Source organism: Sphingorhabdus sp. 109, assembly GCF_902506555.1.
In the GTDB taxonomy this organism is placed as follows: domain Bacteria; phylum Pseudomonadota; class Alphaproteobacteria; order Sphingomonadales; family Sphingomonadaceae; genus Parasphingorhabdus.
Genome location: NZ_LR732707.1, coordinates 3,042,540 through 3,069,263 on the forward strand (window position 1 = coordinate 3,042,540; position 26,724 = coordinate 3,069,263).

The 26,724-nt window shown below is 59.4% G+C and carries 28 protein-coding genes; 13 read left to right on the forward strand and 15 right to left on the reverse strand.

Going from position 1 to position 26,724, the window contains the following annotated elements; genetic code table 11:
- Positions 1-115: 115 nt before the first annotated feature.
- Positions 116-988 (reverse strand): alpha/beta fold hydrolase, encoded by an 873-nt coding sequence (locus BOSE62_RS14390; protein ID WP_159647360.1) that lies wholly within the window; start codon positions 986-988, stop codon positions 116-118.
- Positions 989-1,128: 140 nt separating this feature from the next.
- On the opposite strand from BOSE62_RS14390, the gene BOSE62_RS14395 reads away from it, so the two are divergent.
- Genes BOSE62_RS14395 through arsB form a run of 4 tightly spaced genes read left to right on the forward strand, consistent with a single transcriptional unit; the run spans position 1,129 to position 3,487 of the window.
- Positions 1,129-1,458, forward strand: coding sequence for an ArsR/SmtB family transcription factor (locus tag BOSE62_RS14395; RefSeq protein ID WP_159647362.1), 330 nt, complete (start codon positions 1,129-1,131; stop codon positions 1,456-1,458).
- Positions 1,455-1,910, forward strand: coding sequence for an ArsI/CadI family heavy metal resistance metalloenzyme (locus BOSE62_RS14400; RefSeq protein WP_159647364.1), 456 nt, complete (start codon positions 1,455-1,457; stop codon positions 1,908-1,910). Before BOSE62_RS14395 ends, BOSE62_RS14400 begins: the two co-directional genes overlap by 4 nt.
- Positions 1,907-2,413 carry an arsenate reductase ArsC gene (locus BOSE62_RS14405; RefSeq protein ID WP_159647366.1) on the forward strand — a complete coding sequence of 169 codons (507 nt, stop codon included), beginning with the start codon at positions 1,907-1,909 and terminating at the stop codon, positions 2,411-2,413. The genes BOSE62_RS14400 and BOSE62_RS14405 overlap by 4 nt, the downstream gene beginning before the upstream one ends.
- A gap of 3 nt (positions 2,414-2,416) precedes the next feature.
- A complete protein-coding gene (arsB, locus tag BOSE62_RS14410) occupies positions 2,417-3,487 on the forward strand; it encodes an ACR3 family arsenite efflux transporter (protein ID WP_159647368.1) in 1,071 nt (356 codons plus the stop codon).
- Positions 3,488-3,510: 23 nt separating this feature from the next.
- Here arsB and BOSE62_RS14415 read toward each other — a convergent pair whose 3' ends face one another.
- Genes BOSE62_RS14415 through BOSE62_RS14425 form a run of 3 tightly spaced genes read right to left on the reverse strand, consistent with a single transcriptional unit; the run spans position 3,511 to position 5,478 of the window.
- A complete protein-coding gene (locus BOSE62_RS14415) occupies positions 3,511-4,392 on the reverse strand; it encodes a metal-dependent hydrolase (RefSeq protein WP_159647370.1) in 882 nt (293 codons plus the stop codon).
- Entirely contained in the window at positions 4,389-4,889 is a 501-nt protein-coding gene (locus BOSE62_RS14420; RefSeq protein ID WP_159647372.1) for a hypothetical protein, read from the reverse strand. Before BOSE62_RS14420 ends, BOSE62_RS14415 begins: the two co-directional genes overlap by 4 nt.
- Positions 4,876-5,478 carry a PadR family transcriptional regulator gene (locus BOSE62_RS14425; RefSeq protein ID WP_159647374.1) on the reverse strand — a complete coding sequence of 201 codons (603 nt, stop codon included), beginning with the start codon at positions 5,476-5,478 and terminating at the stop codon, positions 4,876-4,878. Before BOSE62_RS14425 ends, BOSE62_RS14420 begins: the two co-directional genes overlap by 14 nt.
- Before the next feature lie 244 nt (positions 5,479-5,722).
- Between BOSE62_RS14425 and BOSE62_RS14430 the strand changes: the two genes are divergently transcribed.
- The 4 genes from BOSE62_RS14430 to BOSE62_RS14445 are packed head-to-tail and all read left to right on the forward strand — an operon-like array spanning position 5,723 to position 10,005.
- Positions 5,723-7,972, forward strand: a complete 2,250-nt coding sequence (locus BOSE62_RS14430) for a TonB-dependent hemoglobin/transferrin/lactoferrin family receptor (protein WP_159647376.1) — start codon at positions 5,723-5,725, stop codon at positions 7,970-7,972.
- Between the two features lie 19 nt (positions 7,973-7,991).
- Positions 7,992-9,023 carry a DUF6607 family protein gene (locus BOSE62_RS14435; RefSeq protein ID WP_159647378.1) on the forward strand — a complete coding sequence of 344 codons (1,032 nt, stop codon included), beginning with the start codon at positions 7,992-7,994 and terminating at the stop codon, positions 9,021-9,023.
- Entirely contained in the window at positions 9,023-9,439 is a 417-nt protein-coding gene (locus BOSE62_RS14440; RefSeq protein ID WP_159647380.1) for a hypothetical protein, read from the forward strand. The genes BOSE62_RS14435 and BOSE62_RS14440 overlap by 1 nt, the downstream gene beginning before the upstream one ends.
- Before the next feature lie 11 nt (positions 9,440-9,450).
- Complete coding sequence (locus BOSE62_RS14445; RefSeq protein ID WP_159647382.1) at positions 9,451-10,005, forward strand: hypothetical protein; 555 nt, start codon at positions 9,451-9,453, stop codon at positions 10,003-10,005.
- A gap of 15 nt (positions 10,006-10,020) precedes the next feature.
- On the opposite strand, the gene BOSE62_RS14450 is transcribed toward BOSE62_RS14445, so the two are convergent.
- Together BOSE62_RS14450 and BOSE62_RS17420 are read right to left on the reverse strand one after the other, a co-directional pair.
- Positions 10,021-10,608 (reverse strand): TauD/TfdA dioxygenase family protein, encoded by a 588-nt coding sequence (locus BOSE62_RS14450; protein ID WP_443028810.1) that lies wholly within the window; start codon positions 10,606-10,608, stop codon positions 10,021-10,023.
- Complete coding sequence (locus tag BOSE62_RS17420; RefSeq protein ID WP_236554055.1) at positions 10,544-10,846, reverse strand: TauD/TfdA family dioxygenase; 303 nt, start codon at positions 10,844-10,846, stop codon at positions 10,544-10,546. The genes BOSE62_RS14450 and BOSE62_RS17420 overlap by 65 nt, the downstream gene beginning before the upstream one ends.
- A gap of 81 nt (positions 10,847-10,927) precedes the next feature.
- Here BOSE62_RS17420 and BOSE62_RS14455 point away from each other — a divergent pair, with 81 nt between their 5' ends.
- Positions 10,928-11,935, forward strand: coding sequence for an SDR family oxidoreductase (locus BOSE62_RS14455; RefSeq protein ID WP_236554057.1), 1,008 nt, complete (start codon positions 10,928-10,930; stop codon positions 11,933-11,935).
- A gap of 105 nt (positions 11,936-12,040) precedes the next feature.
- On the opposite strand, the gene BOSE62_RS14460 is transcribed toward BOSE62_RS14455, so the two are convergent.
- Positions 12,041-12,463: a hypothetical protein gene (locus tag BOSE62_RS14460; protein WP_159647384.1), complete on the reverse strand. Its 423-nt coding sequence runs from the start codon at positions 12,461-12,463 to the stop codon at positions 12,041-12,043.
- A gap of 134 nt (positions 12,464-12,597) precedes the next feature.
- Between BOSE62_RS14460 and BOSE62_RS14465 the strand changes: the two genes are divergently transcribed.
- From BOSE62_RS14465 to BOSE62_RS14475, 3 genes are read left to right on the forward strand one after another with little or no spacing between them, the layout of a single operon-like run.
- Positions 12,598-13,359: a helix-turn-helix domain-containing protein gene (locus BOSE62_RS14465; protein ID WP_159647386.1), complete on the forward strand. Its 762-nt coding sequence runs from the start codon at positions 12,598-12,600 to the stop codon at positions 13,357-13,359.
- 52 nt (positions 13,360-13,411) lie between these two features.
- A complete protein-coding gene (gene bla / locus BOSE62_RS14470; RefSeq protein WP_159647388.1) occupies positions 13,412-14,386 on the forward strand; it encodes a subclass B3 metallo-beta-lactamase in 975 nt (324 codons plus the stop codon).
- A gap of 10 nt (positions 14,387-14,396) precedes the next feature.
- On the forward strand, positions 14,397-14,744 hold the full coding sequence (locus tag BOSE62_RS14475) for a nuclear transport factor 2 family protein (protein ID WP_159647390.1): 348 nt from the start codon (positions 14,397-14,399) through the stop codon (positions 14,742-14,744).
- Here BOSE62_RS14475 and BOSE62_RS14480 read toward each other — a convergent pair whose 3' ends face one another.
- The 3 genes from BOSE62_RS14480 to BOSE62_RS14490 are packed head-to-tail and all read right to left on the reverse strand — an operon-like array spanning position 14,745 to position 19,249.
- Positions 14,745-16,001 (reverse strand): spinster family MFS transporter, encoded by a 1,257-nt coding sequence (locus BOSE62_RS14480; protein ID WP_159647392.1) that lies wholly within the window; start codon positions 15,999-16,001, stop codon positions 14,745-14,747.
- Between the two features lie 18 nt (positions 16,002-16,019).
- Complete coding sequence (locus BOSE62_RS14485; RefSeq protein WP_159647394.1) at positions 16,020-16,880, reverse strand: alpha/beta fold hydrolase; 861 nt, start codon at positions 16,878-16,880, stop codon at positions 16,020-16,022.
- Positions 16,881-16,900: 20 nt separating this feature from the next.
- Positions 16,901-19,249: a TonB-dependent receptor gene (locus BOSE62_RS14490; protein ID WP_159647396.1), complete on the reverse strand. Its 2,349-nt coding sequence runs from the start codon at positions 19,247-19,249 to the stop codon at positions 16,901-16,903.
- A gap of 124 nt (positions 19,250-19,373) precedes the next feature.
- On the opposite strand from BOSE62_RS14490, the gene BOSE62_RS14495 reads away from it, so the two are divergent.
- Entirely contained in the window at positions 19,374-19,997 is a 624-nt protein-coding gene (locus BOSE62_RS14495) for a TetR/AcrR family transcriptional regulator (RefSeq protein ID WP_159647398.1), read from the forward strand.
- 69 nt (positions 19,998-20,066) lie between these two features.
- Here the strand turns inward: BOSE62_RS14495 and BOSE62_RS14500 are convergent, their stop codons facing one another.
- The 5 genes from BOSE62_RS14500 to BOSE62_RS14520 all read right to left on the reverse strand — a co-directional run bounded on the left by BOSE62_RS14500 (position 20,067) and on the right by BOSE62_RS14520 (position 26,707).
- Complete coding sequence (locus tag BOSE62_RS14500; protein WP_159647400.1) at positions 20,067-21,416, reverse strand: aromatic ring-hydroxylating oxygenase subunit alpha; 1,350 nt, start codon at positions 21,414-21,416, stop codon at positions 20,067-20,069.
- 52 nt (positions 21,417-21,468) lie between these two features.
- Positions 21,469-22,014, reverse strand: coding sequence for a nuclear transport factor 2 family protein (locus tag BOSE62_RS14505; RefSeq protein WP_159647402.1), 546 nt, complete (start codon positions 22,012-22,014; stop codon positions 21,469-21,471).
- 67 nt (positions 22,015-22,081) lie between these two features.
- Entirely contained in the window at positions 22,082-24,628 is a 2,547-nt protein-coding gene (locus BOSE62_RS14510; protein WP_159647404.1) for a TonB-dependent receptor, read from the reverse strand.
- Positions 24,629-24,968: 340 nt separating this feature from the next.
- Complete coding sequence (locus tag BOSE62_RS14515; RefSeq protein WP_159647406.1) at positions 24,969-25,877, reverse strand: glutathione S-transferase family protein; 909 nt, start codon at positions 25,875-25,877, stop codon at positions 24,969-24,971.
- Between the two features lie 218 nt (positions 25,878-26,095).
- Positions 26,096-26,707 carry a TetR/AcrR family transcriptional regulator gene (locus BOSE62_RS14520; protein ID WP_159647408.1) on the reverse strand — a complete coding sequence of 204 codons (612 nt, stop codon included), beginning with the start codon at positions 26,705-26,707 and terminating at the stop codon, positions 26,096-26,098.
- Between the last annotated feature and the right edge of the window lie 17 nt (positions 26,708-26,724).

A 26,724-nucleotide genomic window follows, 5' to 3' on the forward strand; every position in this document is an offset into this window, starting at 1 on the left:
TCCTATAGTGAGTGCTTGTAACATCGGTCACAGGCTTACTAAACGCAGGGAATATACCTAAGCGGCGATCCGGCTGAGGGTTTCTGTTTATCAGAGCAGGGCCATCTGCTTAGATTTAAAGGAACTCCCGAAGCGTCTCTACAAACAGCTCAAACTGGTCATGGTGCAACCAGTGGCCGGCGTCGGCAAATTCCTTCACTGTCACATTGTCGCCGAAATATTGCATGCGGCCGTCTTTCTCCGGATTGCTGGCCCAGCTGTCGGCGCCGTAATGGAGCTGGGTCGGGCAGCTGATATTGCCCCACAATTCGTGAATGCTGTCCTGAGACAGGTCGATGCTGTCCCAGTGCTGCACATAGGGATCGAATTTCCAGCTATAGCTGCCATCCTCGTTGCGGATCACCGCGTGGGTGGTCAGATGGCGGGCCTGTTCATCCGACAGATGCTGGTTAGCGTCCTGCATCCGGCCCAGCGCGTCCTCGAATGTCGGATAGCGTTTGACCTGCCGCCCGGCGGCCTTGCGCTTTTCCTCGATAGAGTTGCGCACCCGCTGCAGCTGGCCGATTTTCTCGCGCTCGGCGAGCATCTCGGGGCTCGGGCCGAGCCCCTCGATCGCGACCAGCTTGCGCACCGTATCGGGATAGAGGCCGGTATAGCGCAGCGCGATATTGCCGCCCATGCTGTGCGCGACGATGGTGACCGGCGACAGGTCGAGCTGGTGGATCAATTGCGCCAGATCGGTGACCATCGCCATATTGGCGTAATTGCCGTCGGTGCTCCACTGGCTGTCGCCATGGCCGCGAACGTCGGGGCAGATGATATGCCAGTCGTCGCGCAATGCCTGTGCGGTCCAGTCCCAGTTGCGGCAATGGTCCTTGCCGCCGTGGAGCAGGATCAGCGGCGGCTTGTCCTCATTGCCCCAGTCCGCATAATGCAGTTTGAGCCGTTGCGAGAAATAGCTGTGCGAGGCGGGGCCGATCAGGGTCATGCGGGGTTCCATCCGGAAAGGAAAATCTGAACCCGTCTCTACTGGGCGCGACGGGGTTCGACAAGCATCTGTCAGACAAAGAACCGCCCTGCTTGCATTTGATGCTTTACAATCATCCATATATCGACATATATAGAAATATGGATTCGATTAAGGCAATAGAGGCGCTCGGTGCGCTCGCGCAGAATACCCGGCTCGATGTTTTTCGGCTGCTGGTCCGTCATGAACCGGCCGGCCTGCCGGCGGGAGAGATCGCCAGGCGGCTGGACGTTCCGCAAAATACCATGTCCTCGCATCTGGCCACCCTGTCGCGCGCCGATCTTGTCTCCTCGAAGCGCGACAGCCGCCTGATCATCTATCGCGCCAATCTCGCCGCGATGAACGGCCTCGTCGCCTTCCTGCTGGAAAATTGCTGTTCCGGCGAGGAATGCGCGCCCCTTACCAACCAACTCGAAAGGCTCTGCCAATGAAACGGATGCACATCCATGTCGGCGTGGATAATCTCGCCGCCTCGATCCAATTTTACTCTACGCTGTTTGACGCCGAGCCGACGGTGGTCAAAGATGATTATGCCAAATGGATGCTCGACGATCCGCGTGTGAATTTTGCCATCTCGTCGGAAGATCATGCGGCCAAGGGCATCGAGCATCTCGGTATCCAGACCGAAAATCCGGAAGAACTTCAACAGGTCTTCACCCGCCTGCGCAAGGCCGACGCGCCCGTTCTGGAAGAGGGGCAGACCACCTGCTGCTATGCCCAGTCGGAAAAAAGCTGGATTGCCGATCCCGACGGCGTCGTCTGGGAAGCCTTTTACACCGACGGTGAATCCGTCGTCTATGGCGATTCGCCCGAACTGTCCGCCGTGTCGCGCAATGCTGCCGAAACCAGCTGCTACGCGCCTTCGAAAGCTGCCCTGTCATGAGCGACAAAATCTATAACGCGCTGTTTCTCTGTACCGGCAATTCCGCCCGCTCGATATTGGCGGAATCGATTTTGCAACGCGAAGGCAAGGGGCGGTTCAATGCCCTGAGTGCGGGCAGCAATCCGGCCGGACAGGTTCATCCCTATGCGCTTGATCTGCTCGAAACCATGGGGCATCCGGTTGCGGGACTGCGCTCCAAGAACTGGGACGAATTTGCGGGACCCGACGCACCCGCGCTAGACTTTGTCTTCACCGTTTGTGACAATGCCGCCGGCGAGACCTGTCCGGTCTGGCCGGGTCAGCCGATGACCGCTCATTGGGGCATAGCCGATCCCGCCGCAGCAACCGGCAGCGAGGCCGAGAAGCGGGCGGCCTTCACCGAAGCCTATCGGATGATGTTCAACCGGATCAGCCTGTTTCTGGCCTTGCCGCTGGAAAGCATTGACAAGATGAGCCTGCAGAACCGGCTCCGGGAAATTGGCGCAGAGAAAATCGGAGTTTGATACATGGCAACGCAACCCCTTGAAAGCCCGGCGGACGCCGGGCTCGGCCTGTTCGAAAAATGGCTGTCGCTCTGGGTCGGAGCCGCGATATTACTGGGACTCCTGATCGGCAATATGGCGCCCGACGCGGTCGCGATCCTCGCCCGCCTCGAATATGCCTCGGTCAATCTCGTGGTTGCGGTGCTGATCTGGGCGATGATCTACCCGATGATGGTCGGCGTCGATTTTGCCAGCCTCAGGCATATCGGCGAAAAGCCGAAGGGCCTGTTCATAACCATCATTGTCAACTGGCTGATCAAGCCCTTCACCATGGCGGCGCTGGCGGTATTATTCTTCCAATATATATTTGCCGGGCTGATGTCCGCCGATGATGCGCAGCAATATATCGCCGGGCTGATCCTGCTCGGCGCTGCGCCCTGCACGGCGATGGTCTTCGTCTGGTCGCAGATGACCAGGGGTGATCCCGCCTATACCCTGGTGCAGGTGTCGGTGAACGATATCATCATGATTTTCGCCTTCGCGCCGATTGTTGCGCTGCTGCTCGGCGTTGCCGATATCGCCGTGCCGTGGCAGACTTTGCTGCTGTCGGTCCTACTCTATGTCGTCATTCCGCTGGTCGCCGGTGCGCTGACCCGCCGCACATTGCTGGCCCGGTCCAGCAGCGGGGAAGCGGCCGTCACCGCTTTTACCGACCGGGTCAAGCCTTTGTCCGTCTTGGGGCTGTTGCTGACGGTGGTGCTGCTGTTCGCCTTTCAGGCGCAGACCATCGTGACCCAGCCGCTGCTGATCGCGCTGATCGCGGTACCGATCATCATCCAGAGCTATGGCATATTCTTCGTCAGCTATGCCGCCGCCTGGGCGTGGAAAGTGCCGCATAATGTCGCCGCACCCTGCGCGCTGATCGGGACGTCCAATTTCTTCGAACTGGCCGTAGCCGTGGCCATCGGTGTGTTCGGACTGGGCAGCGGCGCGGCGCTCGCCACCGTGGTCGGCGTGCTGGTCGAAGTGCCGGTGATGCTGTCGCTGGTCGCCATAGCCAACCGGACCCGGAGCAAATTCGCGCCGGACGGATAAAGAGGCAAGCGTCCGGTCTGCTGTTACGCAAATTGTGCCGGGATCTCCGGATCGCTTGTATCGAGCAGAGGGATCGCGTCCTCCGGGAGACCGGCATAGGCGCTGGTCCAGCGGGCCACCCACTCGGGGTCCGTCACCTTGCCGGGATGATAGCCGGGCACCAGTGAGCGCAACATGGCGGGTGAGGCCTTCATCAGAAAGCGTATCACCATGGCCCAGAGCCGCAACCGGCTGGCCGGGCGGTTCCATAATCGGTCGCGTTTCAGCATGCGCCGATATCCCTTGCGGCTCGACCGGGCGACATGCCAGCTCGCGTAAACCAAACCCCAGGCGCGGGGCCAATATTGGCCATAGAGATGCTGATAGAGATCATAAGCGACATTTTTATGCTCGGTTTCCTCCACCATGTGCCACAGGATCAGCGATGAAACCGAGGGATCGGCATCGTTGAACAGGTTGCGCCGGTCCCCGATCAGCCATTCGGTTATGCCCATGGTCATCGTTTCAAAACCGGCGGTATAGGCAAGACGCCACCGCAGGCTCTTGGTCTGGAACCGCTTGTAGTCCGCCGCCATTTCGCTTTCGACATCGGCCAGTTCCGGATAATTGCGTTTCAATATTTCATTATAGCGGCGGTGGTTCTGGAAGTGATTGCCTTCCTGCGCAATGAATCCGTGAACGTCCTGCTTCAGCTGCGGGTTGCTCGCTTTTTTCAGAGCCTCGCGGACCGTCTTGATCAGAAAAGGCTCAAGATAGGGCATGGTCAGAGACGCGCCGTTCGCCATATGGCTCCATTCCCGTCGATCCGGATGCCATGCCGGATCGATATTCTCGGCAAAGGCAAAGGGAATGGCGCGAACGATGATCTCGCCGGACTGCGGCGGCTGTCTGGTCGGTGCGTTCACGCGCCGGACTCCAGCGATCTATATTTTTGCCAAGCGCCCCAGGCAAACAGGCCGAAGCCGATGTGAACAGCGATGATTGGCGGCCAGCCGAACAGATAAATGACATTGTTGACCGTCACATCGCCGCCAAAGGGGCCGCCGCCAAATTCCAGTCCCCTTGTGCCGAATAGGGCATTGGCAATGGCGGGCAGGGTGAACAGCCACGCATAGGTCAGGGAGGACCAGAACAGCCAGGTCTGACCTTTCGGCCCCAGCCGGACAAAGGGCGCCGCAGCGGCCAGCGCGATGAGGATCAGGCCATTGGTGATGCCTTCGAGATGCGCCATGTTCCAAGCGCGGCGATCGCCGCCTATTTCCACCGGAATGTCGGTAAACAGGGGCCACAGGTCAAGCGCTCCCAGCAGGAAGAAAAAATAGAGCCAGCCGCTCAGCGCCGCAGACAGCAACAGCCCGACCCCGTTCAAAACCAGCAAGGTCCGGCGTTTATCGCTCAGCATTTCTCGTCTCCCCCATGTCCATCGGAATGATATTTGTTGGTGTGGCCCGCGCGTCTGCCAGCGCGTCGGGATGCAGCTTTTCCAGCGCCTTGGTACACCAGTCCATCCATTCATGTTCCCATCGGATACCGACATCGAGCGCCAGTTGCCGCCCGAGATCTCCAAGCGAATTGCCATTTTCCAGCAGTTTCTGTTTCACCAGATACTCGGCGTGGCGGTCCTGATGCCGTTCTAGCCGCAACAGCAGATTGCGGCGCAGCGCATCCAGATCGATCGATTCAATGCCGTAGAGCTGCACCAGAAAATCATCCTTCAGAACCTGTGGTTCGGAGGGTTCGCGGGACCATTGCAGCAAGGCCGTTCGGCCTGCTTCAGTGATGGTGAAGACGATTCGGTTGGGTTTGCCGGACTGCTCGACTTCCTCGGCCCGGGCCAGGTCATTGTCCTTCATCTTTCCCAGTTCACGATAAATTTGCGAATGGCGTGCGCGCCAGAAAAAGCCGGTCTTCTCATCAAACTGCTTGGCAATGTCATAGCCCGATTTTGGTCCGTCCGACAGGCAGACCAGAATTGCATATTTCAGGGACATCCCGTCTCTCCAATATTCTACTAGTGGAATATTAATATGACACAAGTTGCATATAAGTCAAGCCAGTCTGGTGAAAGAGTTCCGCGCGCCTGTATCTGCCAGCTCGGCTGCTCACGCCTCATGTTGAAGTCCCGGAAATCCGGCATATTTCCAAATTTCTCAATTATGATTTGACAGCTTGAGTGACAGTTGATTATTTAAGAATGAGAATCATTCGCATTATCATTAATCAGGGGCACAATTCATGAAACCGAACTTTCGTCATCGGGGGACTGCATTTACATGCAGTTTTCTGGCACTAGGCTTTTCCCACACGGCGATGGCCGCGGGTGACGATGCTGCCGGTTTCGCGGATGACAACACGATCACGGTCACGGCGACCCGTGCGCCCGTGGATGTCGCGGATGCACCGGCCACGGTCACGGTCATCGACGAGGAGCAGATCGCCGATGAAATGGCGACCGATGTCCGCGATATCGTTCGCTTTGAACCGGGTGTAACGGTGCGCCGTGCTCCCGCGCGCTTCGGCGCGGCGCTCGGCACCACAGGCCGGGCCGGCAACGAGGATTTCAATATCCGCGGTATTGGTGGCAACCGGGTGCTTATTCAGGTCGATGGCATTCGTTCTCCCCAGGGCTATACTTTCGGCGCGCAGGAAGTCGGGCGCGGCAATGCGACCGACGTCGGCCTGATCAAGTCGGTCGAGATCCTGCGCGGTCCGGCCTCGGCGCTCTATGGCAGCGACGGGCTGTCCGGTGCGGTCAGCTTCATCACTTCCGACCCCGTGGACTTCATCAGCGACGGCAACAGCTTTGGCGGCTTTGCCCGGGCGCAATATAGTTCCGAGGATCAGGAATTTTCCGAGACCATAGCGCTGGCTGGCCGAACGGGCGATTTTTCGGCCATGCTGGCCTATTCGCGGCGGGATTTCGAAGAGCTGGACAACAAGGGCACGATCGACACGGAAGACGCGACCCGCACCACCCCCAATCCGCAGGAGGGCGAGTCCAACGCCTTTCTCGGCAAGCTGGTCTGGGACAATGGCACCCACAAGCTTCGTCTGACCGGCGAATATCTCGAACGCGAGATTTCCTCGGACATATTGTCGGGCCGTGGTCCGGTCTTTCTGTTCGGCCCCACGCCGAGTTGGATCGTCGACAATCTGACGGCACTGGATGAAACCAAGCGCAGCCGCGTGTCGCTCGACTATACCTATGATGCCGGTGAAGAAGGGTCCGGCTTTATCGACTATGCCCATCTCGCCGCTTATTGGCAGGACGGGACCGACCGGCAATTTGCGCTAGAAGAGCGAACGCCGACCTCTTCTACGCCGCGCCCGGACCGGGAACGGCTGAACACATTTGACAATGAAGTTATCGGTGCGGTTGCCGAATTCCGCTCGACCTTCAGCACCGGCGCGGTCAAGCATACGATCACCTTTGGTGGCGATATCAGCAAGACCGAGCAGGATGGTCTGCGCGACGGCACCGAGCCGCCGTTCGGAGAGGTCTTTCCGAGCCGGGCCTTTCCGAAGACGGATTTCACACTCGGCGGCTTCTATATCGGCGACGCGATCGAATTTGCCGATGGTATGGTGACGCTTTATCCGGCGCTACGCTACGATTTTTACGATCTGAACCCGACCGACGATCCGCTGCTGCCGAGCTTTACGCCGAGCGCGCAGGACGGATCGAAACTGTCGCCCAAGCTTGGCGCGGTGGTCAAACTCGGCGATATTCGCCTGTTCGGCAACTATGCTCGCGGTTTCCGCGCGCCGACGCCCAGCCAGGTCAATAATTTCTTTGAAAATCTCGCCTTCGGCTACACATCGGCGGCCAATCCCGATCTCGGACCGGAAACCAGCGACAGTTTCGAGGCCGGTATCCGCTATGCAACCGACAAGGTCGGATTGTCGCTGACCGCCTTCACCGCCGACTATTCCGACTTCATCAGTCAGGAAGTTGTCGGCGGCAGCTTCACGCCAACCGATCCGGCGATCTACCAGTTCATCAATCTCGATGATGTGACGGTCAAGGGTGTCGAGGCCAAGGCCAGCTATGAAGCCGACAACGGCTTCCGCGCCCGCTTCGCCGTTGCTTTTGCCGACGGCACGGTGAAGTCACCGAACAATCCGCCGGCATCGCTGGGTACGGTTGATCCGATCAACGCTATATTGGGTCTGGGTTATCGCGAACCGACCGGTGCCTTCGGGGGCGAGCTGATCTTCAGCTATAATGCGCAGAAGGAATTTAACGAAACCACCGGCGTATGCAGCGCAGCCTGCTTCCGACCGGATGAATCGCTGATCGTCGACGCCACGGCCTATGTCCGGATCGCCGAGAATTTCAAATTGCGGGCCGGCATTTTCAACATCACCGACAAGAAATACTGGGTCTGGAGCAGCGTCCGGGGGCTGGAGGCAACATCACCGATCATCGACGCCTTCACGCAGCCGGGCCGCAACGCCAGCGTTTCGCTCAGCATATCATTCTAATTGCAGGGGGAGAATAAAGATGAAGACGAAATTGACGACACTTTGGGGAACAGCCCTGTTTGCGCTGGCCATGGCGACATCACCGGCGCTGGCCGCAGGCGACCAGCCGCACCTGGTGGCGACGACTGCGCAGGTGTCCTTCGAACAGGACCGCGCCGACATTTTGGCGATGGCGGGAGACTATAAGGTCAAATTCGATATGGCGGAAACCACATCATGGCGGGACGATTACGAACCGATCAAGGCGAAAATTTCCGGCGGCCATGAAAGTGTCCGCGTGATCAAGGATACCGGCCGGGAAATCGTTTTGCAGCATCTTCTGGTCGCCGAACATGAGGGCAATACGTTTATCATCAAGCACTGGCGTCAGGACTGGGTCTATGAACCGGCCAAGGTGCTGGTCTATGCCGGGGCCGGAAAATGGGTGAACAGGGATGTTCCGGAATCCGAACGCCAGGGCAGCTGGTCGCAAACCGTCTGGCAGGTCGACGACAGCCCCCGCTATGGCGGTGTCGGCCAATGGCAGACAGTCAACGGCGTCCGCAGCTGGACCAGCGACTGGACCGCCCGCCCTCTGGCCCGCCGCGACGCGGTGCGCGATCCGGTCTATGACCATTATCAGGCGATCAACCGGCACCAGCCGATGCCCGGTGGCTGGATCCACTGGCAGGACAATACAAAGATGAAGACGGTCGACGGCAAGGCCGTTCCCTATGTCCAGGAATCGGTGCTCAACACATACACGAAATTCGACGGCTATAGCGTCAGCGCGGCGGATGACTATTGGGCGAAAACCAGAGGCTATTGGGAGCAGGTGCGGGCAGAGTGGGATGCCGCGATCGCTGTTCATGGCGGCGTGACCGTCGAGGAGGAAGCGCAGACCGGAACCGTCATAAGTGCGCGCCTTTTGTCCATGGGTACGGAAATTGCCGATGGAACGTTGACCGAAACTGCAGCGGTCGACGAAGCGCGGGCGCTGATACGGGACGCAACCAGTAAGCAACCGTCCCAGGCCGCTGCACAGACAGCTCCAGCATCAGCAGACTATTGATGCCGGGGCCGATATCCGCATTTGCGCAATCGCTGGCCGCGACCCCCAAGATCGCCGCCTTGCCCGCTGCGCAAATGCGGATAATTGTCTCGATGCGGATTGCCGTGCTCGCGTGGCGCAAGCATCAGGACCCGAAACCCTATCTGGTCAAGCAACTGGGGGATGAAATCGCGGCCCGCCATTTCGCCCATATCATCGAATTGATGAGCGATTGCTGGCCCGAGCCGGTGGCCGTGCACCGGCCCTGCTGCCAGCAGACAAGCTATGACGAGATGCTGATGCTCGATCTGACAACGGCGGCGGTTCAGCGGGAACCGGAACATTTCCATGGCCTGCTCGGGGAGATGATTGGCCGGTCGGACCGGCAGAAGCTGCATCTCGCCTTCACCAAATTTGCCGGCCGGTTCCAGCGCTAAGGAAATATTGCGTGAATAAAGTCAAAACCCGGAACCTGCTGATACTGGTTCATCTGTTCCTTGCCGCCTTTCTGGCACCCTCCTTTCTGCTGGTCGGCATTACCGGCGCGCTCAAGCTTGCGGGGGTGGAAGCGTCGATCGAGGATATTCCGATTGAACTGCCCGCCGATACGCAGATCGATCCGGACAGCCCGACGCTGACACAGGATATCGGCGCTGTTCTCGCGGCGCAGGGCATTGATCTGGACATCGAAAGCGTTCGCAGCCGGGACGGAAAGATGACCACCCGGCCGACCTCGCGGACCTTTGCGCGGATCAACGAGACGCCTGATGGTCTGGAGGCATCGCTGCACAAGCCCGGCTTTCAATATGCGATGATGGAATTGCACAAGGGCCACGGCCCCGCGCTGTTCAAATCCTATCAGCTGATCGCGGGCATCGCCCTGTTTCTGGTCATTGTCGGCGGTCTGGTCGTCGGGCTGATGGCGCGCGCCTATCGCCGCAAGACGCTTGTTTCGCTGGCGATCGGTACCATGGCCTTCTGGGCGCTCGGATTCGCGATCTGATCCGCCCGGCGCAATTTACGTCAGCGCGACACCCTCGATCGTGATCCGGTTGAGATAGCGGCGGTGGCCCTGATAGTCGTTCAGGGCATAATGCCAGGTCGACCGATTGTCCCACATCGCCAGATCGCCTTCGCGCCATTTGTGCCGATAGTGGAAGCGGTCCTGCATGATATGGTCATAGAGCTGCTGCAGCAGCGCCTGGCTCTCGTCCGGATCCATGTCGACAATCTCTAGCGTGAAACCGGGATTGACATAGAGGCCCTTCACTCCGGTTTCGGGATGGGCGAGCACCACCGGGTGGATCGCCCTCTGCCCCGCCTGATCGGCATTGGTGTAGCGGTCGCCGATCGCCTTGCGATAGGCGCTCTCCTCGCCGAACACATGCGCATTGCCATGCCGCGCTTTCAAGTCCTTGATCCGGTCTTTCATCTCGTCATCGAGCGCGTCATAGGCCGCCGCCATGCCGGCGAACAAGGTATCGCCACCGCTCGGCGGGATTTCCAGCGCGTATAGGATAGACCCCATGGCCGGCGCTTGGTCATAGCTGTGATCGGTGTGCCAGCCCCCGCCGATATTGAGCTGCTGGTCCGGTTCCTTCAGCACTTCGGCAATTTCCGGATAGCCGTCGCGCCGCTTGAAAAAGCGGTTGAGGTCGATCGCGCCCCAGCGTCTGGCAAAGGCGATATGGTCTTCGGGGGGTCAGCTTCTGGTCGCGGAAGAACAAGCTGCCATGTTCGAGAAAGGCGCGCCGGATATCGGCAAATTGCTGATCGCTCAGGCTGGTGACATCGACATGTTCGACAATCGCGCCGACCGCCTCGCCGGCTTTTTCTATCCGCATGCTGCTCTCCCTTTATCCCGTTCTCTCTGGAACGGATTTCATGCTAGTGTAGCAGCAGATAGAGATTTTAGGAGTCCTTCAATGCCGGAAACAAGCAAAATGCCATCCCTCAACCGCCGCCAGCTGCTCGCGGCCAGTGCTGCCACCGGGGCTGTGATGTCCGCCGGTCCGGCGACCGCGACCGACGTTGCAGGCAAGCCGGACCTCAGCGGCAAGTCGATCCTGATCACCGGCTGTTCCTCCGGTTTCGGCTATCTCGGCGCGATCCTCTATGCCGAACAGGGCGCGAAAGTCTTTGCCACCATGCGCAATCTGCCGCGCGCGGAAGGTGATGCGCTGGCCAAGGCGGCCAAGGACAAGAATCTGGATATCACCATCCTCGAGCTCGATGTGCTGTCGAACGAATCGGTGAACAAGGCTGTCGCCGAAGCCGAGCGTTTGAATGGCGGCGCGCTGGATGTTGTCATCAACAATGCTGGAATCGGCACCGGCGCTCCGGTGGAGCTGCAGGATCTCGAGACCATGCAGCTTCTGTTCGACACCAATGTGATGGGTTACCAGCGGGTCGCCCGCGCGGCCCTGCCCAAGATGCGCGCGCAGAAATCCGGTCTGGTCGTCAATGTCTCGTCACAGCTCGGACGGGTGATGGTGCCGGGCATGGGCTTCTACAGTTCAACCAAATTCGCGGTGGAATCGATGAGCGAGCAAATGGCCTATGAGCTCGTTCCGCACGGTGTCGACGTGACCATCGTGCAGCCCGGTGGCTTCCCGACGAAAATCTGGGAAAACGGCAATCAATATACCGCGCCGATGCTGGAACGAGCCGATGACGAGCGCAAGGCGGCCTATCAGGCGCTGGTCGACGGTGCGCTGCGCAATAGCGGCGGGTCGACCGATCCGATCGACGTGCCGCGCGCCATTGCCGACGTGATTGCCAAGGCTCCTGGCAAGAGGCCGCTGCGGCTTCCCGTCCATCCCGGCGGCAAACCGCAACTGGCGATCAACCAGGTGAGCGCGCAGACGCAGCTTGCCATGCTCGGCAATTCACCCTTCGGTCCCTGGGTCAAGGATGTGAACGAACGGACCTAACGTCGGGATGTGCTCCGCACTTGATGCGGAGCTCTGCCGGGCAAACGGTGTCCAGCCTCCGGAACTCCGCATCAAGTGCAGCGTTCCCTGTTTCCAGCGGGCGGTTCAGGCTGCCCGTTTGACCAGCAGCAGCGGCGTCAGATAGACGATCAGGAAGACGCTATTGGGGATGACATTGGGCGCATTGCCCGAGGCTACCGATGCGCCGCTGTCGACCGCGAACCAGACCAGGAAAGTATAGATTGATCCCTTGCGGATCAGGTCGCTGCCCTGTTCGATACCGGGCGCGGTGATAAAGACATACATGGCCATCAGTCCAGCGAAGACGCCGCCGGCGATCGCCATCGCCATTTTTGCTTCCGGTGTGTCGAGCCCGGCCACGCCATTGCCGCCGGAAGAGGCGAACTGGAAGAAAATCTCGTTGGCGCCGGTAAAGTCATTCACCCCTGAAAAAGCGAATATGATGGCAACGATGATCGAAAAACTGCCGACGATACGGATATAGCGGCCAGCGGCTTGTGGTGACATGATCTGCTCCTCCTTCGGTTTCATTGCCTTTAGACCATGCGGCGGTCATCAAAACAATTACCTGCGGGGTAAGTGCATGCGGGGTATTTCATGCTATCGGGTTATGAGCCGGGAACTGGATGCGGGAGACGATCATGCCGTCGGAATTTGGTGCGATATTGAAGGACTGGCGCAAGACGCGGCGGTTCAGCCAGCTTGACCTCAGCCTCGAGGCGGAAATGTCGGCCCGGCATCTGAGTTTTCTTGAATCGGGCCGCGCTAACCCCAGTCGCGAGATGGTGCTGCGTCTTTCCGAAGCCCTGCACCTTCCCCGGTCGGCCGCCAATCAGGCGCTCCATGCCGCGGGCTTTGCGCCGGTCTATCCCAGTCTGTCCGACGACGCGCCCGAACTGGCTCCGGTCAACCAGGCGATCCGCACGATGCTCGACCATCATGATCCCTTTCCCGGCTATGCCATCGACCGCCACTGGAATATCGCCAGCAGCAATCAGGGCGCGCAGATGATCCTGGCGCTGGCCAGCCCGGGCGGTCCGGCCAATCTGATCGACATATTGATCAACTGCGCGGGGCTCGACCTGATCGAGAATTGGGACGAGGTGGCGGTCCTGTCCCTCTCGCGCCTGCGCACCGAGATACTGGAACTGGGCGGGGATGATCAGCTCTCCGCGCTGGCCGCCCGGCTGGCCGAGCACGAGCGGGTCCGCAAGGCCGATATGGGATCGATCAATCTCAACCAGGCGGTGATTCCGACAATCTTTCGTGTCGGGGAGAACCGCCTGTCGCTCTTCTCCGTCATCGCCCAGTTCGGATCGGTGCAGGATATCAGGGCGGGAGAGACACGGATCGAACTGATGTTCCCGATGGATGCGGAAACGGTTCAGTTTTTCGAAAGATAGCGGCGGGCAAAGTCGGTTTACGGTAGATAGGACAGGGAGAGGGAGAAATAATATGCGAGCGATGAAATCGGCTTTGTTGCTGGGGCTGTCGGGTCTCGCGGCTTGCGCACCAGTCGTCCCGGAGGAAAGCGGTGGGACGCCGGACAGCCTGGCGGTTACCGGCGATCAGACCGCTGCCCAGAGCGCTGCGCTGTCTGCCATGAAAAAACAATTCCCTTCCTGGTTTGCCAATATCGAACCGTTCCGGATGATCGGTAACGCGGGGCAAAGCGTATATTTCGTCGGTACCGAAGGGCTGGGCATGTATTTCATCCCCACCAGCGCAGGCCATATCGTAATCGATGGCGGCATGCCGGGCCAGGGCCAGCTGGTCTGGGACAATATCAGGCAGCTTGGCTATGATCCAGCCGACGTGAAAATCCTGCTCAACAGCCACGCCCATTTCGACCATAGCGGCGGCCTAGCCGAGCTGAAGCAGCTCACCGGCGCGAAACTGCTCGCCAGCGAAGGCGACCGGTCGGCGCTGGAGGGCGGCTTTTATCTCGGTTCGGAGGACGACGCCTCGATGGGCGCGCCGCCGGTCAAGGTCGACCGGCTCATCGCCGACGGCGAAGTCGTGAAGCTTGGCGATGTGGCGCTCACCGCGCGCCTGACGCCGGGCCACACCCGTGGTTGCACCTCATGGACCATGGATGTCGAACAGGACGGCAGGAGCTACAAGACGCTGTTCTTCTGCTCCGCCTCGGTCGCCGCCAACCGGCTGATCGGACCGCCTCAATATGAAGGTATCGTCGAGGATTATCGCAAGACGTTCGCGCTGACCAGGGACTGGAAACCCGACGTCTTTCTGTCCAACCATCCGCAGTTTTTCGGCATGGCGGCCAAGCAGGAGAAACTCGCGGCTGGCGACCCTCTGGCCTTTGTCAATGACAGCGAGTTTTCCGTCTTCATCGCGAAAATGGAACAGGCGTTCGAAGCGGCGCTGGAAAAGCAGACGCTGAAACATAATGCGATCATGAGCGAGTGAGGGAATAGACATGGCACAGGCAAAAGCGCTGATTGAAACGTTCTGGGAGCTTCAGGATGGCCATGACTATAGCAAGCTGATCCCCCTGTTCGCCGACGATGCGGTGTTCGAGGACCCTGCGATCGGCCGGATCGAAGGCATAGAAGCGATCTCCGCGCTGCTGCATCATCTGACAAAAGAACTGGCAGACAAGAAGATGCATTTCCAAGTGCTGGAAATTGCCGGCGACGAACAGGTCGCCTGGTCGCGCTGGCTGTGGAAGCGTCCCGATGGCGATATCGAGGGCGTCGGTCTCTACCGGGTCGCCGATGGCAAGCTCACCGCCTACCGGGACTGTTATACGGTGCCGGAGAGCTGATCAGCCCTCGTTGACCCATTCGCTGCGCAGCGGCCGCGCGGCGAGCGCCATCAGCAGGGCGGCAATCACGTAGAAGGTCAGCGAGTAGAGCATCGAATAGCGCAAGCCTTCCTCGCCGTAGATCGGCATCAGCGCGTCGGACAGGGCACCGAGGAAGAATATGCCGCCGCCGATACCGATCAGATTGTTGATCAGCAGGAACAGGGCCGAAGCCGTTGCGCGTGCGTCGGCCGGAACCAGATGCTGGACCGCCGAGAGGACGGGGCCAAGCCAGAAATAGGCCAGCGCCTGCGGGATCAGGAACAGGATGAAGGCGACGGTCGCCGAACCGCTCATGATACCGGCGGCAAACAGTGGCACGGCCAGCAGGAAGGCCGCTGCCGGAACCAGCCCGTAGGCCGCCTTGTCTTTCTTGCCCAGCCAGTCGCCGATCATGCCGCCGCCGAGCACACCGGCGACCCCGCCGATCAGCAGGATTGCGCCGAAAAAAAGCGACGTGTCGATCAGGCTCAGGCCAAAGCTGCGCTGCAGCAGGCTGGGCAGCCAGAAGGCGATGCCATAGCCGAGCATCGAACTGGAGGCCGCACCAAAGGCGAAAAACCAGAAGGCCTTCTTCTTTGCCAGCAGGACCACGGTACCCTTGAAGCTGTATGGCGCGACCGTCTGGTCTGCCGGTGCGGGAGCTTTGCTCTTGTCGCGCACAAAATATTTGAAAAAGGGCGCGATCAATACGCCCGCTAGCCCGACAACAAAAAAGGCTAGTCGCCAGTCTACAGTCGCCGCGATATAGCCGCCCGCGATCACCCCGGTGGCTGAACCCAGTGGAATGCCGAGCGAATAGATCGCCAAGGCCCGGGCCCGTTTCTCGCTCGGGAAATGGTCGGCGATCAACGCATAGGACGGCGCAACGCCGCCCGCTTCGCCGATACCGACGCCCAGCCGGCTCAGGAAGATCGACCAGAAGCCCTGCGCCAGTCCGGTCAGCGCGGTAAATCCGCTCCAGATCGCCAGCGAGATGGTGATCACCCAGCTGCGGCTGGTCTTGTCCGCTACCCAGGCCAGCGGCACGGCCAGCGTCGAATAGAGCAGGGCAAAGGCAATGCCGCCGAGCAGCCCCATCTGGGTATCGCTCAAGCCGAGATCGGCCTGGATCGGCCCGGCGAGGATCGCCAGTATCTGGCGGTCGACGAAATTGAAAATATAGACCAGCAGCAACATGCCGAGCGCGATATTGGGTGAGGTCGTCCGGCTTTTCATGCTTAGCTGCTCCGGGATCTATTTGCCTAGGTCCGCGTAGAAACGGTCAATCGCTTCCAGCGCACCGGGTTCGTCCAGCATTGGCGTGTGGCCGCGGTCTTCGATATTCACGGCGCGAAAATGGTCCGGATGCCGGCGTTCCATCTCGGTGACGGTAGCGGGGGACAATATGTCTGACAATGCACCGCGAATGACCAGCACAGGCAGGGCGGACAGCGTGTCCCACATGGGCCAGAGATCCGGCGGCACCACGGTCTGCTCACTGCCCGACAGACCATCGGAGATCGCGGGATCGTAGGCAAAGCGGATCGTACCGTCCGGTGTTTCTTCGCAGGTGTTGCGGGCGAAAGCCATCCAGTCCCGGGCGCCAAAACCGATCATATTGTCGCTCTGCACCGCCTGACAATGGTCAGCCGCCTGCTGCCAGCTGTCAAAGACCGCCGGCTGGCCGACATAGGACTGGATCCGGGCGAGGCCGCTTGCTTCCACCGCCGGTCCGATATCGTTCAATATCAGGCTGTTGAATCGGTCGGGCGTTCTGGCCGCCATCATCATGGCCATCAGCCCGCCCATCGACGTGCCGATCATGCCCATGGTGCCGAGCTTCAGCCCGTCGACCAGCGCGAACATGTCCTCGACATAGACGGCGGGCGTGTAATTTTCGGGATCCGGATCATAGTCCGACCGTCCCCGACCGCGCTGGTCGGGGACAATCAGTTGATATTTTCCGGCGAGATGCCCGGCCAGCGCCTCGAAATCGCCGCTGTTCCGGGTCAAGCCGTGCATCAGCAGCAGCGGCGGACCATCCCCGTCATAGATGCGGGCATAAAGGTCCAGCCGGTTGTCTGCGCTCCGGTAGCTATGGTCGGCATATGTCATTGGATTTGCCCGGGCGTCGGTCAGAATTTCACCCCGGCCGTGACAAAGACCTGACGCGGATTGCCGTAGAAGGCGGTCAGCGTGCCTTCGGGCCCAAGCGTGCCAATCGGCTGCCCGTTGGCACCGGTCACGATTTCGCCGGTAACCGGATCGGCGGCGACAAAGGTATAGCCCGATGTCTTGTAGCGCTTGTTGGTCAGGTTCTTGCCGTGCAGGCCGATGCTCCAGCGCTTGTCCGGTGCGTTATAGACAAGATTGGCATCGAGCAGGGCGAAGCCGTTCTGATCGATATAGGGATTGGCAATCTCGAACTGGTTGGTCTTGCTGCGATAGGACAGGGTGGTGCCGAAATAGATATCACCGTCTCCCGCCGGCGTCGAATAGGACAATGTCCCGCTGGCGGTCCATTTCGGTGTATTCTGGACCGAACGGAATTCCGCAACATCGGTCGGAACACCGCCGATGTTGGTGATATATTCGTCATATTCGGCATCAATATAGCCCAGCGCACCGGAGAACATCAGCCGGTCGCCGCCGGTCATCAGATCCTCGCCGAGCCGGGCAGAAGCCTCGAGTTCAATACCCTTGAGCGTCGCCTTGCCGGCGTTGTTAATCACACCGCAGAAGGATGGCAAACCAGCGACTGTACATGCCACCGATCCGGGGATCTGCACGTCGGTATAATCGGTGTAGAAACCGGCGAGCGCGATAGTGAGCGCACCATCGAGCAGGCTGCCCTTGTAACCGATTTCATAGCTGTCGACCGATTCCGGCGCGAAGCTGAGGAAAGACGCGACTTCGGCGTCGCTCGGAACGCCGTTGGCATTGGTCGTCGGTGCATTGACGCCGACACCGCGCGGATCAAAACCGCCGCCCTTGAAGCCCTGCGAGAAGCTGGCGTAGATATTGTGATCCGGTGTCGGCTTGAAGCTCAGAGAGGCGCGGGGCGTGAATTTCTTGAATTTCGAGCTGCCTTCAAAATCGGTGCCCGGCGCGCCGAATGGAATACCGGCGCCGCCAAAGGTCGGTGAACCGCCGCCCAGGTAATTTTGCCGCAATATGTCGGCCGACCGTTCATCCCATGTGTATCGACCACCAAGAGACAGGCTCAGTTGCTCGGTAAAATCATAGGTGAAATCGGCGAAAACCGCATAGGTTTCGGTGTCGACATTGGCCTGAGTAAAGGCGGTGAGGCCGGCAAAGGTCGTGAACAGGCGGACATCAAACAATGTATCGGCCTTGGCGTCGAGATAGTAGAAGCCGACCAGACCATTGAGCTTGTCGCCTTCGTAGAGCAGCTGGAATTCCTGGCTGATCTGTTCGTTGCGGTAAAAGCCCGGTACATCCAGATCCACCGCCGGCAGCGCGTCAAAATCGATTGGCGTGGCCGTGTCATCCTTGCGCCAGGCGCTGATCGAACGGAAAGTCACGGTATCGCTGAGATTGGCCGTGATATTCATGGCCAGGCCATAAGCTTCAATTTCCTGGACCGGATCATTGAGGCCGCCGCGCGTGTCGAACACATCGTCGAGAACCGGCGCGCCGGATACGGCTCCCGGGATCAGGCGATGGCCGCCGCGCGGATTGCTCTTGTCCTTGGTATAGTCGCCGGAAATCCGGACAAGAACGGGTTCGCCATAGCCACCCACTTCCAGGGTGCCGCGACCGGCCCAGATGTCCTTGTTATAATTTTCCAGACCATTGGTCAGATTGTCGCCGAAGCCGCCACGCGAAAGCCGGGCGCCGGAAGCGCCGACGCGCACAATGTCGCCAAGCGGCATGCTGGCCGTGACCACGGCCTCGGCCTGATCATAGGTGCCATAGCTGACCCGCGCCTTGAACGATGGATCCTGTGGCAGACGTTTGGTCACATATTTGACCGCGCCGCCGATGGTATTGCGGCCATAAAGCGTGCCCTGCGGTCCGCGCAGCACTTCGATGCGCTCGACATCATAAATATCCAGCACCGCAGCTTGCGGCCTGTTGAGATAGACATCGTCGAGATAGATTCCGACACCTTGCTCGAAACCGGAAACCGGATCCTGCTGGCCGATGCCGCGGATGAAGGCGGAGAGGGTCGAGTTGGTGCCGCGCGATGATTCAAGCGTCGTGTTGGGCGTGGTCAGGCCGATATCGGTAATGTCGACCGCGCCTTGCTGTTCCAGTCTCTCCGCGGAATAAGCCGTGATCGCGATCGGCACATCGGTCAGCCGTTCTTCACGGCGCCGGGCGGTGACGACGATCGCACCGTCATCATTGTCTTCCGAAGCCATTTCCGAAGACTGAGCCTGAACTGCGGCCGGGGCGACAAGACCACCTGCGAGGCCGGTGATGATCGCTGCATAACTAACGCTGTGCTGAAATTTCATGAAAGCATCCTCCTTGAATATCTGCCTGGCATTTCCAGGTCGTTGGCCGGCCTATATTGAAAGTTGAACCAATATTCAACTTAGAAATTTGCTTATCCGGTTAAATGCGGTTAGCCGTGACATTATGGCCACTGAATATAGCGAACATATTGAGTCTAAGGACAAACAGCCGCGCACCGCGCGCGGGCTGAGGACCAAGCGCAAGCTGCTAGACGCGGCGGCGCTGGAATTTGGCGAGAAGGGTTTCCACGAAGCCTCGATCACCGGAATCACCCAGCGGGCGGGCACCGCGCTGGGCAGTTTCTACACTTATTTCGATTCGAAGGACGAGCTGTTCAGCGCCCTGGTCAGGGATATGAGCGCGCGGGTGAAGAGCCATGCGGCGGGCGCAATGACCGAGTGGCAGAATGCGCTGGAGCGGGAGAAGCAGGCGCTCGAAGCCTTCATGACCTTCGCGCGCGAGCATAAGGAAATCTATCGAATCATCGATGAAGCCGAATTTGTCGATCCGGCGAGCTATCGCATGCATTATGAAGAAACGGCCCGGCGCATTTACGAACGGTTGCAGGAAGGTAGCAGCGCCGGAGACTTGCGGGGCGGACTGGAAGAGGCGCACGCCTGGGCGATCATGGGAATGAACGTCTTTCTCGGCCTGCGCTATGGAATCTGGTCAGAAGAAAAATCGCCCGGCGAAATTGCCGAGCTGGCCAACAGTCTGCTGGCAGAAGGTATCGCGATAAAACGCTAGTCCCTCCTATCGGGATGTCCGCACCGGCGAGGGCCTTGCCGCCGCCGGTGCGTTGCTGTTCCATTCGGCCTATTTCGCCATCCAGGCTTCGAGATTCTCGTGGAAATAGCGAACCCGGCGCTCCTGCCAGGCGAGATAGTCACGCTCGTAGCCGCGGGAGCGCAGACCGCGCTGCTGGACTTCCCAGACCTCGACATCCTGATCGATGCCCGGCCCCATCGAGACCTCTTCCACGGTGCCCTGTACATGGGGCGCCGGCACGGACGTGTCGACCCACTCGGCCATGCTCTGCGAATAATAGCGGTCGGTGCCTTCGGGGAAGAGGGTCATATACCACATGTCGAAATAGCATTTTTGCGGATCGCTCTCGTGCGGCCGCGCGCGCAGCCAGATATTGCCGTCCGGCTTCAGGCTGAACGACAGGTTCGGGAAGATCGTATAATGCCAGTGATCGGTCAGCTGCGAGTCCTGATAGGCGGAGAAGTCGAAACCTTTCTCCGCGCCCAGTTCGCGCTTGGCCTTTTGCAGGGCCAAGCGGATCTCGCCGGTTTTGCCCTGGCGGTAGTCATCCGGATTGAGGCCCCAGAATTCCAGTTCCTCGGCCAGTTGCTCCAATGTTTCCTTTTCGCCGCCGCGAAGCGTCTTGGTCGGTCCGGCCCCGGGCATGATCATATGCGCATGGCCTTCCGGATAGAGATCAAATTTGCAGTGATGGTGCGAATATTCCATCACGAACTTGGTCTGCGGATGGACGAAAGGCACATGATAGCTTTCGTTGAAATTGTCCTGGATCAGCTTCCAGTTGAAATTGCCCTCGACCGTGACCCAGTGGGTCCGCTTCATCTTGTCCATCGGATAGGTTTCGATCTGCTCGGCAATCGGTCCGAGATATTCGCGCAGCGGCACAGCATTTTCGTCCATGTTGATCCAGATGAACCCGGCCCAGACCGTGCACTGCACGGGCTTGAGATTGAGCTTGCCGCAGGGCGAGCCCTGCAAAAAGTCGGCCTCGTCGGGCACTGCCTTGAGATTGCCGGTAAATTCATAGGCCCAGCCGTGATAGGGGCAGGTCAGTCTCTTGCCCCGGGCATTGCCCTGCTCGCCGGTGACCAACGGCATGCCGCGGTGCTGGCAGACATTGTAAAAGGCCCGGGTCTCGCCATCCTCGCCGAGGATGCAGACAATGGTTTCCGGCCCGAAATCGGCGGTGATCCAGTCCCCGGCCTTTTGCAGCTGGTCGGCAACCCCGGCAATTTGCCAGGTCTTGGTCCAGATCGTGTCCCATTCCTTGTCGGCCCATTCCTGCGAATAATAGCGGTCAGGCGTAATCGGCGTGTTGCGGAATTCGGGATCGCGCAGCTTCTCGGTCGCGGCCTTCAGCGAAGCGGCGGAGCGGTCTGCAGTGACGACGTCGGACATGGTACTATCTCCTAAAATATTCCTGTACTGGGCTTATAATATCATATGCGGGCTATCGGGCGAAATGGGCGTAGGACGGATCCTCTTCGCCGCGGACGCCAAAACTGTAATCGGGCATGTTGGCACGGTCCCAGATGTCGGTCGACGGGCTGATGCTGCTCCAGTCGTAGACTGCCCCGCGATGGGCGAAACGCCACGCCCCGTCGCGGCGCTCGAACCGGTCGAGATAGCGGCCGGCGGCAATCATGAAATTGTCGCTGCCGTCCTCTGCGGGTATTGCGTGATGGGCGATGAAATAGCTTTCGCCATAAGCGGTGTCGCCGTCCAGCCGGATCAGGACATTGCCGATCATATGCTGGGTACGGTGCATGCCTGACAGGACTTCCATCACCCAGGGGGTGAAATCTTTCGCGCTGCCCTTGTAGCTGCCGTGGTCATCGGTTGCATCGGGATGGAACAGCTGGTCGACCAGCCCGGCGTCGCAGCGGTCGATCGCCCGCGCCATGCGATGCACCAGTTCGGCACAGTCCTGCTTGTCGAGCATATCGGAGATGCGTTGTTCGCGCGACGGTGCAGATCGCGGTTCGGCTGTGGTCATGGTCCAGTCTCCTTGTCTGTCGGCATAGCGATCCGTCAGCATCGCCATGCCCTTGTTCAAACGCGCGCTAGAAGCGCACAGTGGCCTGCAGGGTTACTGTGCGCGGGAAGGCACCATAGCCGATATTGTCGCTCGGTACCGCCGTCGCCGTGCCAGTACCCGACCCGGTTGATGGCGCTGAGCCGCCACCGGTGAAGTAGAATTTGTTGGTCAAATTCTTGCCGATCAGGGCGAGCTGCCAGCGGTCGTCCGCAGCGCCAATACGCAGGCCGGCGTCGAGGATGGCGTAAGAGGATTGTCTGGTGCCCGGATCGCCGAAGCTCGAGGAGATATAGGAGTCGCTGTAGCGCATATCGACATTGGTGCCGAACTTCAGACCGGCGGATATTTCAGTCTCGTAGGCGACGCCGAGCGTGCCGGTCCAGTCCGGTGCCGCCGATGTTGCAACGCCGCTGAGATCCTGGGAGGGGACACCGCCGACCACCAGCGAACAGCCAGCGGCGATCGACTGGCCGCTGTAACAAGGCGCGATAAAATCCTCATAGCGCGCTTGATTATAGTTCAGATTGCCGCGGACCCGGAGGCCGGGGATTGCATAAGGTGCATATTCCAGCTCCAGCTCGACCCCCTCGCTGCGAGCACTGCCCGCATTATAGGTGATATAGGCAAAGATCGCGCTGTTGAAAAAGTCGACCTGCAGATCGGTATATTTATAATTATAATAGGTCAGATTGGCCTGCAGCTGGTTGTCGGCCAGGTTTGACTTGATGCCAACTTCATAGCCTTTGCCCTTTTCCGGATTGAAGGTGAGGTCGCCGGCCGGATCGGGCGACAGGGCCGAATTGATCGCGCTATTCGAGAAACCGCCCGATTTATAGGCGACGCGATAGGCGCCATAGAGCATGATATCGTCGGTCGGCTTCCAGCGCAGGGTGAAATCGGGGGACCAGTCGTTGAAGGTCTGGTCGCCAAAAATCGTGCCGTTTACCGCTGCGCTTTCGGGCAGGAAGAGCCCCTGCAAGCCGCTATTGACATAAGGCTGGCTGAAGCGGCTTTCCTTGGTTTCGTGGATATAGCGGACACCGCCGGTCGCTTCGAGTGTCGGCGTGATCTGCCACATGACCTGACCATAAGCGGAAAGAGTCTCACCCTCGGTTTCTGAATCCTTGGAATAAGCGACATAGCGGTTCTGTGCCGATGCGCTGGAATCCTCCAGATTGGCGAACATCACCGCCTGGTAGAAATCGCGCTTGGTGCTTTGGTATAGGCCGCCAATCATCAGGTTCACCGGCGCATCGAAATCGGTCAGCGCGCGTAGTTCCTGGCTGAAGGCGTGATAGGTGGCATTTTCCGTTGCCCAGACGCCGGCGCTCAGAAAGTCGCAGTCGCAGGCGAATTTGTTGTTGTTCCAGTTATAGTTGGTGATCGAGCTGATCGTCACATAATCGAGCGCATATTCGAGCGATCCGGTCGCTGCCCAGCTTTTATATTTATTGTACAGTGCGCCGTCGTCGCGCGCGAACGGATAATCCTGGGCGATATCGACCGGGAAATCATTCTGGTGGGTGACGAAACCGCCGTCACACGGATAATTGGGGGCATTGGTGGTCTGGCCCGTGACGCAATTGGTGGCGACATAGTTCCAGCCATTGCCGACCGTGCGATTATAGCTGCCGGAAACCTTGAGTTTGGCGGTCAGCCGGTCGTCCGGTTCATATTTCAGGGTCACCCGGCCGATCAGCTCGCGTTCCTGCGGGGCTTTCGTTGCTGCCGGCGCGGCAGTGTGCGGATTGGTCGTGCCGGTGGCGACATCGAGCGTCGGATAGTCGATCGTCTGCTGCTGGTTGGTATAATAGCCGCCCCACATGCGCGATCCGCGCACCGCGACCCGGACACCGAGACTGTCGGTCAGGGGCTGCGAAACAATCGCTTCGGCGAACGCCCGTTCGGCAGCGAACTCATAGCCGACCCGGCCGATATATTCCGGATCATAGCCGGGATCCGCAGTGGTCAGCGAAATCACGCCAGCGGTCGCATTTTTGCCGAAGAACAGCGACTGCGGGCCTTTCAGCACCTCGACGCGGGCGAGATCGAAAAAGCCCTCGTTGATGATCCGGCCCTGACCGTAATAGACGCTGTCGACGACGATCGCGACCGACTGTTCGATCCCGATGGAAGTGGCGGACGAACCGATGCCGCGCAGGGTCAGCTGCGCCCCGGCCCCGTTGGAGGCGCGGGCGATGGTGAAATTCGGAGTCGCTGCGGCGATTTTCTCCAGGCTCGACAGGTCGCGCTGCTGGATTTCCTCGCTGGTGATTGCCTGGACCGACACCGGAATCGACTGGACCGTTTCCTCGCGGCGGCGGGCGGTCACGACGATCGCCTGCAGCCCGCCGGACTGGTCCCTGATGTCCGCTTCGGACGAATCGGCCGAGTCGACAGCGGCCTGGCTTGAAATGGGCGGAGCGAGACCATGACCCGGTTCGATCGCAACGGAGCCGCCCTGCGGCTGGGCACCGGAGGTCTGTCCATGGACCGCCGTCGGCGCCACCAGCAGGGCCGCCACAATCGATGTTCCGTAAAGTAAATCTGCACGCAAAGCGGTCTTTGCCATTCCGTCATCCCTCCTAGAAATTTTGTGCGCTTTTGCGCTTTCCGGAAAGCTATCGAACTGCGGATATTTTGCGCCTAGCAAAAATGCCCTAACAAAATAAGGAGCGAGTAAGCATGCAATAAAGAGGCGCTATTATTGGGAGAAATAGTTGTAGCTATTAAAGTTGATAGGAGAGGGGCTGGCGGGCTGCAAGTTGACTGCGGATGTTCCGGCGTCTCCAGGCACCATGGTTGCCCGTCGCGCCGGTGGTTCACCATGTCACAAATGTTTCCCGACCTGACCTCCCGCTCCGGATGCGTCGATTCGCTCGAACTCCCGACTGCCCATGCTCCGGCGTGCGTCAATCCTGCACGGAAAATCCTATGCGCGGGAAATGGACAACGACCGCCCCGGTCAACGGATCTTCGCGTCTGATCGCGACATGATGTTCGGACGAGCCGACGAGGATGCCGGTGACCGGGTCGCGTCCGTAATCGTCGGCGGCAACGGTTACTGCCTTGCCTTCGAGCTGTGCGTCGCGAGGCGCGACTGTGCCCGACAGCGGTTCGGAAGTCCGCGCCAGATGGAGCGAGTCTTCGCGGCTCATGGACGATCGGTCGCCATGGCCAACCGCCGTCACCCGCTGCAGCCAGTGAGGCACATGCGCCACATCCTCGAACAGGCTTGCCGCTGGCGGGAAAGCGGACCGGACGAACCACAGGTTATAATAGCTGTTCGCATCGACCAGTCCCGGGCGATCGCCGGTCAGAAATCTGCGCCCGTCCGCAAGCTGATCGGATAGCAGGGCCATATGCGCCCGGAACTGCGCTTCCATATGGGGAATGGCGGCCTGCATCGCCACCGGATCAAACGGACGTCCGGAAAGCGCGATGCGATCTTTGACAAAGGCATCCGGGACTTTGTCGCCGAGCCCTCCGAAGATGATCGCCACCGCGGCCTGAAACAGCACGCGGTCCGACCATAATGCGTTGGCATAAGCCAGGCCAGAATCGCCCTGCGGAAACAAGGTCGGATCGGGATAGCGTCGTTCCAGTTCGCGCACGATCAACTGACTGTCGCAATATATGTCTGCGCCGATCTGCATTACCGGAATACGGCGGTATCCGCCGGTCAGCGCCACCAGCTCCGGCTTGGGCATGATGACCGGCTGATCGACTGCTGCCCAGGCCAGCTTCTTGATGCCTAGGCAAACCCGTATCTTTTCGGAAAATGGCGAGCTGTCATATTGATGAAAAAGAATGGCGGTCATTGCGGCTCCTCCGGCGACGTTTCCAGTCGATGACGGAATTGGCAGAAGCGGTCAACGTGATATGGCGTCATTCGATACCCCGTCTCGCCCGATCCGTGAAAGGCATTCCCGGGGGGCGCATGGAGGTCTCCGGACGAAACGGTACAAGCGAATTGCTTGGCATGCCGGCTATTGGGTCAATGGGGGTTCGGCTTTGCAAGCCGTCGATCTGACCGCGCTCACGGGTTCCTGACCTTGAGGATTGCGGGTAGCAGAAAGTCTTTGAGAAAGGCCCGCTGATCATTATCTCCATAATCATCGCGAATAAAGAGCAGTGCATGGACATTCTGGATCAGGTCAACGATGCGTTCGTTGGTGAGATCGTTACGCACTAGATCATGTTTTCGGCCTTCCTCCAGCACGGGCGACCAGATCTTCATCATGTTCTTGCGAACGGTATCGGTTCCCCGAAACATGAACTGTTCGACACGATGATTGGTATCTTCTCTCACAATTTCGCTAAACAATTTGTCCTGCCGTCCGGCCGCAACGGATTCGATTGATCCTTCGATCAGGGCGTCTTCAATGGTTTTGAACTGACGGAGCCGCGATTTCACGCCGGCTCCCATCTCGTTCAGACGTTGATTGAGAATATGTTCAATCAGCGTCGGCCGGTCGTCGAACAAACGGTAGAGGGTTTTGCGCGAAATACCCGCTTCATCGGCAATGTCCGCCATGGACGTGCGCTGCGGGCCATATTGCTGGAAGCATCGTATGGCCGCATCGCAAACGGTCTGTTTGGCGGCATTGGTGGTACTGGATTCGGTCTCCGCTTCTGCATCCTTTTCCAACACACTTCCCCTTGTTT